The 13,192-nt window shown below is 70.1% G+C and carries 10 protein-coding genes; 4 read left to right on the top strand and 6 right to left on the bottom strand.

What is annotated here, in order from left to right; translation table 11 throughout:
* Positions 1-11: 11 nt before the first annotated feature.
* The 6 genes from SOM13_RS07425 to guaB form a co-directional block, all read right to left on the bottom strand.
* A complete protein-coding gene (locus SOM13_RS07425) occupies positions 12-1,544 on the bottom strand; it encodes a cation:proton antiporter (protein ID WP_320479281.1) in 1,533 nt (510 codons plus the stop codon).
* 5 nt (positions 1,545-1,549) lie between these two features.
* Positions 1,550-2,080 (bottom strand): cation:proton antiporter regulatory subunit, encoded by a 531-nt coding sequence (locus SOM13_RS07420; protein WP_192061069.1) that lies wholly within the window; start codon positions 2,078-2,080, stop codon positions 1,550-1,552.
* A 190-nt stretch (positions 2,081-2,270) separates the two neighbouring features.
* Complete coding sequence (locus tag SOM13_RS07415; RefSeq protein ID WP_320479280.1) at positions 2,271-4,130, bottom strand: glycerol-3-phosphate dehydrogenase/oxidase; 1,860 nt, start codon at positions 4,128-4,130, stop codon at positions 2,271-2,273.
* Between the two features lie 115 nt (positions 4,131-4,245).
* Positions 4,246-5,367 (bottom strand): GuaB3 family IMP dehydrogenase-related protein, encoded by a 1,122-nt coding sequence (locus SOM13_RS07410; RefSeq protein ID WP_192061067.1) that lies wholly within the window; start codon positions 5,365-5,367, stop codon positions 4,246-4,248.
* Positions 5,364-6,461 carry a type IV toxin-antitoxin system AbiEi family antitoxin domain-containing protein gene (locus SOM13_RS07405; protein WP_320479279.1) on the bottom strand — a complete coding sequence of 366 codons (1,098 nt, stop codon included), beginning with the start codon at positions 6,459-6,461 and terminating at the stop codon, positions 5,364-5,366. The genes SOM13_RS07410 and SOM13_RS07405 overlap by 4 nt, the downstream gene beginning before the upstream one ends.
* A 230-nt stretch (positions 6,462-6,691) precedes the next feature.
* Positions 6,692-8,194, bottom strand: coding sequence for an IMP dehydrogenase (gene guaB / locus SOM13_RS07400; protein ID WP_320479278.1), 1,503 nt, complete (start codon positions 8,192-8,194; stop codon positions 6,692-6,694).
* A 280-nt stretch (positions 8,195-8,474) separates the two neighbouring features.
* Here guaB and SOM13_RS07395 point away from each other — a divergent pair, with 280 nt between their 5' ends.
* The 4 genes from SOM13_RS07395 to SOM13_RS07380 all read left to right on the top strand — a co-directional run bounded on the left by SOM13_RS07395 (position 8,475) and on the right by SOM13_RS07380 (position 12,748).
* On the top strand, positions 8,475-9,842 hold the full coding sequence (locus tag SOM13_RS07395) for a branched-chain amino acid ABC transporter permease (protein ID WP_243215248.1): 1,368 nt from the start codon (positions 8,475-8,477) through the stop codon (positions 9,840-9,842).
* Between the two features lie 11 nt (positions 9,843-9,853).
* The gene (locus SOM13_RS07390) at positions 9,854-10,840 is read left to right on the top strand and encodes a branched-chain amino acid ABC transporter permease (RefSeq protein WP_192061064.1); all 987 of its coding nucleotides are present in this window, start codon (positions 9,854-9,856) and stop codon (positions 10,838-10,840) included.
* A gap of 70 nt (positions 10,841-10,910) precedes the next feature.
* Entirely contained in the window at positions 10,911-11,963 is a 1,053-nt protein-coding gene (locus SOM13_RS07385) for an ABC transporter ATP-binding protein (RefSeq protein WP_197981995.1), read from the top strand.
* 17 nt (positions 11,964-11,980) lie between these two features.
* Positions 11,981-12,748, top strand: a complete 768-nt coding sequence (locus SOM13_RS07380) for an ABC transporter ATP-binding protein (RefSeq protein WP_371740764.1) — start codon at positions 11,981-11,983, stop codon at positions 12,746-12,748.
* Positions 12,749-13,192: the final 444 nt, after the last annotated feature.

Raw genomic sequence — 13,192 nt, 5'->3', positions numbered from 1 at the left:
GCTGGGTGCGCCTAGTACTCGGGGTCGCGCTGCCGGGTCGCCCGCTGGTCGGACTGCTGGCCGGCCTGCTCGGCCCAGAGCGCGGCCTCGGCGGCGTCCATCTCGTCGAGGTCGTCGAGGTCGTCGTCGTCGTCCGCGGCGCCGTTCGCGGTGCCGCCGGGGCGACCGGCGGGGCCGCCCGGGCGCCCGGCCGCACCCTCGGCGGTCGTCACCCCGGGGCCGAGGCGCCGCACGCGCTCGGGCTCGGTCTCGGGTGCGCCATCGACCGACTCGGCGGCGTCCGGATCGGCGAGCGCCGCCTCCATCAGGGCTATCTCGTCGGTGCCGCGGGCTGCCTTCTCGCGGCGTCGGCGCTCGATCTCCTCGCGCTCGGCGCGCTTGCGCGAGCGGAGCAGGACTCCGCCGATGCGCTCCGAGTTCGACGCGAGGAGCGGACCGACGACGGCCATGACCAGGACGTACAGACCGGCGAACGGCTGCAGGCGTTCGTCGAGGCCCGCCCCCATCGAGAGGGTCGCCAGGATGAGCGCGAACTCGCCGCGGTTCTGCAGGATCGCCGCCGTGTTGATGCCGGCCTGCGGCCCGAGCTTGTTGAGCCACGCGACGAACTGCCCGGCGAGGATGTTGAGGCCGACGGTGATGCCGATCGCGATCGCCACGGGCCCGAGCACCGTCGGGAAGAGCGCGGGGTCGAGCCCGAGCCCGAAGTTCAAGAAGAAGAAGGCGCCGAAGACGTCGCGCATCGGCAGGGCGAACTGCTCGATGCGGTTGCGGTAGCGGGTCGCCCCGGCGATCAGACCGATCAGGAACGCGCCGATGGCGTCGGTGACGCCCAGCACCTCGCCGAGGCCGCCGAACAGGACGGCGAGACCGAAGAACAGCACGGTGAAGAGCTCGTCGTCTTTGGTGCGCATCAGCCGCGAGACGACCTTGCCGCCCCAGCGCGCGATCGAGAACATGATCACCAGGAACGCGAAGGCGACGACGAGCTTGAGGATCACCGGCAGCGGGTCCGTCTCGCCGCTCAGCACCACCGACACCACGGCGAGGTAGATCGCGATGAAGATGTCTTCGACGACCGTCACGCCGAGGATCATCGGCGTCTCGCGGTTCGCCAGCCGGTTGAGCTCGATCAGCAGCTTCGTCACGATCGCGCTCGACGACGTCGCCGTCATGCCGGCGATGATCAGGGCCTCGCGGGTTCCCCAGCCCAGCATGAAGCCGAAGACGAGCCCGACGCCCATGTTGACGAGGATGTAGCTGCCGCCCGAGACGATCAGCCGCCCCGCGTTCGAGAAGAACTCGTCTTGGTCGAACTCGAGACCGAGGTTGAACAGCAGCAGGATCAGCCCGAAGATCGCGATCAGCTCGATGCTGTCGGTCTCGAAGCTGAGCGGGAACCACCCCGTGTTCGTGCTGGCCAGCAGACCGACCAGCATGTACACCGGGATCGACGGGAGGCCGATCAGCTTGCCGGCCCTGCCCAGGACGTACGCGAGCAGCAGGAGGATGCCGAGGACGATCAGCTCTTCACCCAGGTGCACGGGCGTCAGCCCCCGGGAGGAGCGTCGACCGGCGACCGGTGCTTGAGTTCACCCGTGCGGTAGTACGAGAACGCCTTCGCGACCTTCTCAGGGGAACCCGCGACCACGAGCGTGTCGCCGGGGAACACCTTGAAGTCGCCCGACGGCGCGGGGTTGGCGGCGTCGCCGCGCACGACGGCGACGACCGTGAGGCCGACCACGCCCCGGGCGCCGAGATCGCCGAGGGGCTGCCCGGCGATGTGGTCGTCGTAGTCGACCGTGAACCAGTCGATGCTGAGACCCGGGATCTGATCGAGCGCCGAGAGCGACTCGGTGATGCGCGTGCCGCCCAGCAGCTCGGCCAGGGTGTGGGCCTCGTCTTCACTCAGACGGAGGGACACCTTCGTGACGTCGGCCGCGTCGGCCTCGTCGCTGAACGTGATGAGGTCGCTGTGACCCGAGCGGTGCGTGATGACGCCGCACTTGCCGCCGTCGTCCGTGATGAAGGTGTGCAGCACCCCGACGCCGGGGAGCTTGACTCGACGCACGTCAACCATGGTTCGTCTCCAGTGCACTCGGGGGCAGTCGTCTCAGCCTAGCGTCGGGTGACGACGCCGAGGCCGGGCTGCTCACGGTGGGTGCAACGGCATGCCCACGGGGTTTGTTCCCGGGACGCCGAGGAGGCGCGGCGACGGTCGTCCCGTCGCCGCGCCTCCTGCAGGTCGGTCGCCCCGCGACCCCCGCGGCTCAGCCCACGCTGCCGCCGGGGCGGTCGGCGGAGGTGTCGTCGCCGGGGGTGCCGGCGGGCTCGACGACGCTCTCGCCGGGCTCGGGCGCGCCTCCCTGATCGGCACCGGGCACCACCATGTCGTCCTCTTCGAAGCCGAAGGCGATGTCGGGAGCCTCGAGACGGACCCGGTCGGCCGACTCGTCGTCGGGTTCGAGCTGGCTGGCGCGCTCGGCCGCGACCCGCTTGAGGTAGTTCGCGACCTCGGCCTCGGCCTCGTCGTCGCTCCAGCCGAGCACGCCCGCCATCAGCTTGGCCGCGACGGGCGCCGCGGACTCGCCGCGATCCCACGCCTCGATCGAGATGCGGGTGCGGCGCGCGAGGACGTCCTCGAGGTGCAGGGCGCTCTCGTGGCTGGCGGCGTAGACGACCTCGGCGCGGATGTAGTCGTCGGCGCCGGGCAGCGGCTCGGCCAGCGACGGGTCGTCGCGGATGAGGTCGAGCAGCTCGTCCGTCGTGGTGCCGTAGCGGTTCAGCAGGTGCTCGATGCGCACCTTGTGGACGCCGAACGCCTTCGCGATCTTGCCGCGCTTGTTCCACGCCGCGTGGTACCCCTCTGCGCCGATCAGAGGGATCTCCATCGTGGTGCTCGACGGGATGCGGCCGTCGAGGGCCGCGACGGCCTCGTCGATGGCGTCTTCGGCCATGACCCGGTAGGTCGTCCACTTGCCGCCCGCCACCACCACGAGCCCCGGCACGGTGTGGGCGACGATGTGCTCGCGCGACAGCTTCGACGTCTGGTCGGACTCGCCGGCCAGCAGCGGTCGCAGCCCGGCGTACACGCCCTCGACGTCGTCACGGGTGAGCGGCACAGCCATCACCTTGTTGACGTGCTCGAGGATGTAGTCGATGTCGGCCGCCGTCGCCGCGGGGTGCGCCTTGTCGAGATCCCAGTCGGTGTCGGTGGTGCCGACCAGCCAGTGGCGACCCCACGGGATGACGAACAGCACGCTCTTCTCGGTGCGGAAGATCATGCCCATGTCGGAGTGGATGCGGTCGCGGGGCACCACCAGGTGCACGCCCTTCGACGCCCGGACCTTGAACTGGCCCCGCTCGCCGACCATGGCCTGCGTGTCGTCCGTCCAGACGCCGGTCGCGTTGACGACCTGCTTCGCCCGGATCTCGAAGTGCTCGCCCGTCTGGTAGTCGTGCGCCTTGACGCCGACCACGCGCTCGCCCACCTTGACGAACCCCTCGACGCGGATGCGGCTGGCCGCATGAGCCCCGTAGGCGGACGCCGTGCGGACCAGCGACGAGACGTAGCGCGCGTCGTCGACCTGGGCGTCGTAGTACGTGAGCCCGCCGACGACCGCGTCTTTCGACAGGCTCGGGATCGCCCGCATCACCTGCGTCTTGGTCAGGTGCCGGTGGTGCGGCACCCCGGGCGGGCGCCCGCCCGTCCAGCTGAAGATGTCGTAGAGCGCCATGCCGGCACCGATGTAGAACCGCTCGTAGACGGGCTTGCTCAGCGGGTACAGGAACCGCACCGGCTTGACCAGGTGCGGCGCGAGGCGCTGCAGCAGCAGCCCCCGTTCGATGAGCGCCTCGCGCACGAGCCGGAAGTTCAACTGCTCGAGATAGCGGATGCCGCCGTGGACGAGCTTCGACGAACGACTCGACGTGCCCGAGCCCCAGTCGCGGGCCTCGACGATGCCGACGCTCAGACCCCGGGTGACGGCGTCGAGGGCCGAGCCGGCGCCGACGATGCCGCCGCCGATGACGAGGATGTCGAGCTCTCTGGTCTTCATCACCTCGACGGCGGCCGCCCGTTCGTCGGGGCCGAGCTTCGTCGAGAGCGAAACGGACGCGGACCTGGCCATGCGAGCCTCCATCGTTGGATCGGAACGGGGACGCTCGTCGCGCCCACACGTCCATCCAACGCCCCCACGGCCGAGCCCGCCATGAGGCGGCGCTCAGCTGGGGACGGGCGACCGGCTAGTGAGGCTGGTAAGGGGCGACGACGACCTCGCTGCGCTGGAACTCCTTGAGGTCGCTGTAGCCGGTCGTCGCCATCGAGCGTCGCAGGGCGCCGATCAGGTTCGCCTGGCCGTCGACCGTCTCGGCGGGGCCGTAGAGGATCTTCTCGAGCGTGCCGACCTGGCCGACGTGCACACGGCGCCCCCGGGGCAGCTCGGGGTGGTGCGCCTCGGCGCCCCAGTGGTACCCGCCGCCGGGCACGTCGGTCGCCCGGGCCAGCGCGGCACCGAGCATGACGGCATCCGCGCCGCAGGCGACGGCCTTGACGATGTCGCCCGAGGTGCCGAGGCCGCCGTCGGCGATGACGTGCACGTAGCGCCCGCCCGACTCGTCGAGGTAGTCGCGGCGCGCCCCGGCGACGTCGGCGACGGCGGTCGCCATCGGCGCGTGGATGCCGAGGGAGGCGCGGGTCGTCGACGCGGCGCCGCCCCCGAACCCGACGAGCACGCCCGCGGCGCCGGTGCGCATCAGGTGCAGCGCCGACGTGTAGGTCGAGGCGCCGCCGACGATCACCGGGACGTCGAGCTCGTAGATGAACTTCTTGAGGTTGAGCGGCTCGGTCGTCTTCGACACGTGCTCGGCGGACACCGTCGTGCCACGGATGACGAAGACGTCGACACCGGCGTCGACGACCGTCTGGTACAGGTCTTGGGTGCGCTGCGGGCTCAGCGAGCCGGCCACGGTGACCCCCGCGGCGCGGATCTCGGCGAGGCGGGCGGTGACCAGCTCGGGCTTGATCGGCTCGGCGTAGATCTGCTGCATGCGGGCGACCGTCTCGGCCTCCGGCAGGCCGCGGATCTCGGCGAGCACCGCCTCCGGGTCGTCGTAGCGGGTCCAGACGCCCTCGAGGTCGAGGACGCCGAGGCCGCCGAGCTGACCGATGCGGATGGCCGTGGCGGGGCTGACGACCGAGTCCATCGGCGCCGCGATGATGGGCGACTCGAACGTGAACGCGTCGATCGACCAGCTCACCGACACGTCGCGCGGGTCTCGCGTCCGTCGGCTCGGGACGATCGCGATGTCGTCGAATGCGTACGCACGGCGGGCGCGCTTGGATACGCCGATCTCTACCTCAGTCACCGGGCCACCCTACCGGAGGCGCGGCTCGTGCCCCCGGGTCGCTCGCGCCCGGTTCGCTCCCCCGCCGCTGGGCCCCCGTCAGCGGGCGAGTCCGGCGGAAACGGGCCACCGGAGGCGCCCGTCTCGATCGAACTCGCCCGCTTTCGCGCCGTCGACTCGGGTGAGACGCCCGCCCGGGCCAAGACCTCACCGAGGCGGCGGGTGTCGAGAGCCGTCGACCAGCCCCAGCGGGCGAACCCCTGCACCTCGGGCAGGGACCGGATCTCGTCTTCACGATGCTTCTCGTCGATGACGACCTGCTCGACGGTGCGACCGTTCATCACCGCCGGGTCGGTGTACTTGATGCGACCGTCGGATTCTCCGACCGCTCCTGCGTGCGGCCACCAGTTGTCGACGATGGCGACTCTCCGACCCGTCGCGTCGAACAGGGGATGCTGCAGCACGGGGTCGGGCAGCCCGAGCAGCCGGAACCCGACTCGGCTGACCGATTCGAGGGGCCCCGCCGAGAGCGGGGAGGCGAACTGCAGCACGGCGCGGACACGGGTCGCGCCTCGTGCGGTGTCGCGCGACGCGAATTCCTGAGCCAGCTGCTCGAGGGTGACCGCTCCGATGCGCAGCGCGTGATCGGTCATGACGACCGCTCGGAGGAACGACTCGGTCAGGCACACGTCGACCAGGGTCGTCTCGACGGGTGTCACCAGCACGCCATCGATCTGCGGCAGACCCGGCAGGTCGTAGTCGGAGCGGGCGTGCTTGACGAAGCCGTGCTCACGACGACTGCCTCCCGGCGGGGCCACGAGCACATGCACCACCGGCGGCGGCGCCCCCACGAGCGGCAGGCCGTGCAGCACCGCGGCCGAGAGATGGCTGACCACGACCCGGGTCCGGCACGCGGCCGCCGCGGCGACGACCGTCAGCCGGTATCGCTCGTCGACTCCGAGCCGCCGCCACAGAGCGGACTCCACATACGCTCCCCGGCGGACGCCGACGAGTTCGCCACGCCTGCAGGCTCGACGGAGCTCGGCGTCATCGAGCCCGAGAGCAGCGAGGTCGCGACTGAGGATGAGACCCGGGTGACGCGAGGTGAGGAGCATCGCCCTAGGGTGGCGGGCCCACGGGCGGTCGGCCGGTGGTCTCCGTCGCCCTGTGGACGGAGCTGAGTCGCCGGCTCCTGTGCAGGTCGCCTCGCGGGTCCCCTGTGCACATCCCGCGGACAGGCGAACGGGCGAGTCCGGCGGAGGCGGGCGTGGTGACACGACCGGCTCCGCCGGACTCGCCCGTTCTGGACAGCGCACCGCGCCGCAGCGCGGGGCGGGGAGGCGGACTAGCGGCGGTAGTTGGGAGCCTCGACGACCATCTGCAGGTCGTGCGGGTGGCTCTCCTTCAGACCGGCCGCCGTGATGCGGACGAACTTGCCCTTCGCCTTCAGCTCGGCGACGGTGCGACCGCCGACGTAGAACATCGACTGGCGCAGGCCGCCGGTCAGCTGGTAGACGACGTTGCCCAGCGCGCCGCGGTAGGGCACCTGGCCCTCGACGCCCTCGGGGATGAGCTTGTCGTCGGAGGGCACGTCGGCCTGGAAGTACCGGTCTTTCGAGTACGACGTGTTCTTGCCGCGGGTCTGCATGGCGCCCAGCGAGCCCATGCCCCGGTAGTTCTTGAACTGCTTGCCGCCGACGAAGACCAGGTCGCCCGGGCTCTCGTCGCAGCCGGCCAGCAGCGAGCCGAGCATCACGGTGTCGGCCCCGGCGACCAGCGCCTTGGCGATGTCGCCCGAGTACTGCAGCCCGCCGTCGGCGATGACCGGCACGCCGACCTCGCGCGCCGCGAGCGACGCCTCGTAGACGGCGGTGACCTGGGGCACGCCGACACCCGAGACGACCCGGGTGGTGCAGATCGAGCCCGGGCCCACGCCGACCTTGATGGCGTCGGCCCCGGCCTCGATGAGGGCCTCGGCACCCGAGCGCGTCGCGACGTTGCCGCCGATCACGTCGATCGCGGCGAACGACGGATCGGCCTTGATGCGGCGGATCATGTCGAGCTCGCCCGAGCTCTCGCCGTTGGCCGTGTCGACCACGAGCACGTCGACCCCGGCGTCGCGGAGTGCGCAGGCGCGCTCCCAGGCGTCGCCGAAGAAGCCGATCGCGGCTCCGACCCGCAGTCGCCCCTCGTCGTCTTTGGTGGCGTCGGGGTACTTCTCGCTCTTGTCGAAGTCCTTGACGGTGATGAGACCGCGCAGCTTGCCGGCGGCGTCGACCAGCGGCAGCTTCTCGATCTTGTGCTCGGCGAAGATCGCGATGGCCGAGTCGGGGTCGACGCCCTCGGGCGCCGTGATGAGCGGTGCCGAGGTCATGACGTCGCGCACGAGGGTGGTCTGCATCTCGAACGTCGACACGAAGCGCATGTCGCGGTTGGTGATGATGCCGACGAGCGTGCCGTCGGCCTCGACGACCGGGAGGCCGGAGACGCGGAACTGACCGCAGAGGGCGTCGACCTCGGCCACCGTCGCATCGGGGCTGGTCGTCACCGGGTTGGTGATCATGCCCGACTCGCTGCGCTTGACCTTGTCGACGTGCGCCGCCTGGTCGACGATCGAGAGGTTGCGGTGGATGATGCCGATGCCGCCCTGGCGCGCCATGGCGATGGCCATGCGCGACTCGGTGACGGTGTCCATGGCGGCCGACAGCAGCGGGACGGCCACGCGGATGCGCTTCGTCAACCGCGACGAGGTGTCGGCCTCGCTCGGGATCACGTCGGTGCGCCCGGGCAGGAGCATGACGTCGTCGTACGTGAGTCCGATGAATCCGAACGGATCCGGCTGGTCCATGAGTGCCCTTCGAAGGAGCGGATGGGGGGCGGTGTGCACCGGATCGCCGTCGAGTGCCGGTAGTCGATGTTAACCCTCTCCGCGCCTCCTGCATTCCGGGGCTCGACGGTCGGAAACAGCCGAGGAGGCGCGAAAAGGTCACAGAACAGCGACGATTTTTCGACTCTTGCCTGTGTCGTGCACGAAACATGGCCGACACACGGCGAAAGTAGCGTCACCAACGACGGTAGCCAGCGGCACCCGGGGCATCGCCCCGACTGGCACCTGTCCAGGAGGTTCCGTGAAACCCGACACGACCATCGCTCCGCCGACACCGTTGCGGCCAGCCCTGTTCGTCACAGTCCTGACGCTGCTGCTCGCACTCGCCGGCGCCTTCCTGTCCGTGATGATCGCGCCCGAGCCCGCCAGGGCCCAGGGCGGGGCGACCGCCTCGTGCACCGTCGACGACGCCACGGCCTGCATCCAGGGCAGCATCCGCACCTCCGAGGGCGAGCCCGCCTCGGGGGTCGTGCTCACCGTGACGGGGCCCGGCGGCTTCGAGGGCACGGCCGAGGTCGACGGCACCGGCCGCTGGGCCCTGCCCGTGACCGAGGGCGGTCAGTACACGGTCGCCCTCGACACCGACTCGCTGCCCGACGGCGAGTTCCTGACGAACGCCGAGCAGGACGAGCGCATGGTCAACGCCACGCTCGGCGCCAACGCCGGCGTCATCTTCCAGCTCAGCGCGACCGAGGGCGCCACCACCGGCGACTCAGCCGCCGCCTTCAACTGGGAGCGCGTCGGTCAGCAGCTCGCCTCGGGCATCCGCCTCGGCCTGCTGCTCGCGCTGGCGGCCATCGGCCTCTCGCTGATCTACGGCACGACCGGGCTCAGCAGCTTCTCGCACGGCGAGCAGGTGACCCTCGGCGGCCTCCTGGCCTACGTCTTCGCGAACCAGCTGGGCATGAACATCTTCCTGGCCGCGATGATCACCGTCGTCATCTGCGCCGCGACCGGGTTCATCCAGGACTGGGCGATCTGGAAGCCCCTCCGACGGCGGGGGTTGAGTCTCACCCAGCTGATGATCGTCACCATCGGCCTCTCGATCGCGCTGCAGTACGCGTTCCAGTACTTCTTCGGCGCCGCGACCGTGCGGATCCAGACGGCGAACCCGTCGACGGTCACCCTGGCGGGCATCACCCTGACGGTGCAGTCGTACGTGGCCATGGGCATCTCGATCGTCGTGCTGGTGCTGACCGGTCTCTTCCTCACGAAGACCCGCACCGGTCGCGCCACCCGCGCCGTGTCCGACAACCCGGCTCTCGCCGCGGCCTCGGGCATCGACGTCGACCGCATCATCCGCCTGGTCTGGACCGTCGCGGCCGCCCTCGCCGGCCTCTCGGGCGTCATGCTCGGGCTCGTGCTGAACGGCGTCAACTGGATGACCGGTCTGCAGATCCTGCTGCTCATGTTCGCCGCGGTGACCCTGGGCGGACTCGGGACGTCGTTCGGCGCCCTCGCCGGCTCGCTCATCATCGGCGTCATCGTCGAGCTGACCAACCTGGTGCTGCCGGGTGACTTCAAGTACGCCACCGCGCTGCTGATCCTGATCGTGATCCTGCTGTTCAGGCCGCAGGGCATCTTCGGTCGCGCCGAGCGGATCGGTTAAGGGGACTACTCATGGACTACGTCATCTCACTGCTCCGTGCCCTCACCGGCGAGGCGCTCGCGCCCACCACGGCGGCCTTCGCCCTCGCGGCCATCGGCCTCAACATCCACTTCGGCTTCACCGGGCTGATCAACATGGGTCAGGCCGCCTTCCTCCTGGTCGGCGCCTACGGCTTCGCCATCTCGCTGACCAGCGGTCTGCCGATCGGGGTGGCCGTGCTGATCGGTCTGCTCTGCGGGGTGATCTTCGCGCTCATCCTCGGTGTGCCGACCCTGAAGCTGAGGGGCGACTACCTCGCCATCGTCACCATCTGCGCGGCGGAGATCATCCGCATGGTCGGCAGATCGAGCATCCTCACCGACGTCACCGGCGGCTCGAACGGCATCACCGGCTCGTCGTACCGCGACGCCTTCACCGCCCTCTCGCCCCTGCCCGACGGTCAGACCACGATCCTCTGGTTCACCTACGACAACAACGGGGTCAGCGGCTGGTGGATCCGCATCGTGGCCTGGGGCCTCGTCGCCCTGCTCTGCGTGATCGTGTTCCTGCTCAGCCGCAGCCCCTGGGGTCGTGTGCTGAAGGGCATCCGCGAAGACGAGGACGCCGTGCGCAGCCTCGGCAAGAACGTCTTCTCGTACAAGATGCAGGCGCTGGTCTTCGGTGGTGTGATCGGCTCGCTCGCCGGGATCATCTACGTGCTGCCCTCGTCGGTGCAGCCCGACGCGCTCGGCCGCTCGACGACCTTCTTCATCTGGACGGCCCTGCTGCTCGGCGGCGCCGCGACCGTGTTCGGGCCGGTGCTCGGCGCGATCCTGTTCTTCGTGGTCCGACTGCTGATCCGCACCCTGGCCGGCGACTTCATCCCCGCGAGCATCATGAGCAACCAACAGGCCGACCAGTTCTCGTACGTGCTCGTCGGCGTCGCCCTCATGTGCCTGATCATCTTCAGGCCACAGGGGATCCTCGGTAACAAGAAGGAGCTGTCGTTCAGTGTCTGAGACAACCACGACCGGTGGCCGCGCACGCAAGGCCGGCTACGACTACGACCGCGACGCCCTCCGCGCCAAGCTGACCGGCGTCGACCGCACCCCGGGCTCGTCGAAGCCCGACCCCATCCTGACCGTTGACAACGTCGTGCGTCGCTTCGGCGGCATGACCGCCGTCGACGTCGGACACGTGGAGGTGCAGCGCGGCGCGATCACGGCGCTGATCGGCCCGAACGGGGCCGGCAAGACGACGTTCTTCAACCTCCTGACCGGGTTCGACAAGGCCTCGTCGGCCCCCACCGCGTTCAACCGCGGCGAGGGCACGGCGAAGTGGGTCTTCGACGGCAAGCCGATGGGCAACGTCGGCGCCGCCAAGGTGGCGCGCGCCGGCATGGTGCGCACCTTCCAGCTGACGAAGGCGCTGTCTCGCCTGACCGTGATGCAGAACATGCTGCTCGGAGCCCGCGACCAGCCCGGCGAGAACTTCTTCGTCGGCATCGTCCCGCCGCTCTGGAAGGCCCGCGAGCGCGAGATCACCGCGAAGGCCGAAGATCTGCTGAAGCGGTTCAAGCTCGACGACAAGCGCGACGACTACGCCGGCAGCCTGTCGGGCGGTCAGCGCAAGCTGCTCGAGATGGCCCGCGCCCTCATGAGCGACCCCGAGATGATCATGCTCGACGAGCCGATGGCCGGCGTGAACCCGGCCCTGACGCAGTCGCTGCTCGGTCACATCCAGAGCCTGCGCGACGAGGGCACCACGGTGCTCTTCGTCGAGCACGACATGCACATGGTGCGCCACATCTCGGACTGGGTGATCGTGATGGCCGAGGGCAAGGTCGTGGCCGAGGGCCCCGCCGACACCGTCATGGACGACCAGGCCGTGATCGACGCCTACCTCGGTGCGCACCACGACACCGACCTGGGCGACGACTCGCTGCTGACGGACGCGGTGCTCGAGGAGCTCGAGCAGGAGGTGGCCGCAGAGGACGCGGCCCGCGCGGACGACGCGACCAGCGCCTCCTCGGCCACCGGCGGCGGCATCGCCGGACGCGACCTGCCCGGCTCACCCGACCCCTCGACCCCCGCCGCCACCAACGCGGCGGACGACCAGCAGACCGGAGACAAGAAGGCATGAGCGCCTCGACCACGCAGATGCACCCGGGAACCGAGAAGTTCGCGGGCATCGAACCGATCATGAACGCCAGCGACCTCGTGGCGGGCTACCTGCCCGGGGTCAACATCCTGAACGGCTGCGACCTGGTCTGCTACCCGGGCGAGCTGATCGGCATCATCGGCCCGAACGGCGCCGGCAAGTCGACCCTGCTGAAGGCGCTGTTCGGCCTCGTCAAGATCCACTCGGGCGCCGTCACCCTCGGCGGCGAGGACATCACGAACCTCAAGGCCAACAAGCTCGTGCAGGCCGGCGTCGGCTTCGTGCCCCAGACGAACAACGTGTTCCCGTCGCTGACCATCGAGGAGAACCTGCAGATGGGGATGTTCCTGCGCCCCAAGAAGTTCGCCGAGCGACTCGAGTACATCTACGACCTGTTCCCGGTGCTCGCCGACCGTCGCGGTCAGCGGGCCGGATCGCTCTCGGGCGGTGAACGGCAGTCGGTCGCCATGGCGCGCGCGCTCATGATGGACCCGAAGGTGCTGCTGCTCGACGAGCCGTCCGCGGGCCTGTCGCCGGTGCGCCAGGACGAGACGTTCATCCGCACCCGCCGCATCAACAAGGCCGGCGTCTCGGTGATCATGGTCGAGCAGAACGCCCGCCGCTGCCTGCAGATCTGCGACCGCGGCTACGTCCTCGACCAGGGGCGCAACGCGTACTCGGGCACCGGCCGCGAGCTCGCCGACGACCCGAAGGTGATCGAGCTCTACCTGGGCACGCTCGCGAAGGACGTCGACGACTCGCACTGACGCGTCAGCCGCATCGCCTGGAGGCCCCGCACGCTCGTCGTGCGGGGCCTCCGTCGTGCGTGCGGGGTGGGCGAGTTCGTGCGCGGGGGCACCCCACGCGCCCGCACGCGCCCGCCCCACGATCGAGTGGTCGGAAGATGCTCTTCACCGCACCACGAAGAGCATCTTCTGACCACTCGAATATATCCACCAAGGTGCGGTACGGACGACGCCCGTGGACGCTCCTCGCGAGGGGAGCCTCGCGTTCCACGCGCCCGCTCGCTCCCCGCTGCCCGCCACGCGCCCCACGCGCCCGCTCGCGTCCGCCCCACGATCGAGTGGTCGGAAGATGCTCTTCACTGCGCCACGAAGAGCATCTTCCGACCACTCGATCAGACGCCGGCGAGCGGGCGCACGACGGAGGCACTGGCGGCTACGCCCCCGGGGCCCCCCCGCACGGGGGGG

Origin of the sequence: Frigoribacterium sp. CFBP9030, from assembly GCF_034045195.1 — a bacterium.
Classification (GTDB): Bacteria; Actinomycetota; Actinomycetes; order Actinomycetales; family Microbacteriaceae; genus Frigoribacterium.
Note: the sequence above shows the minus strand (reverse complement) of the source record. Positions and strands in the feature narration are given on the sequence as shown.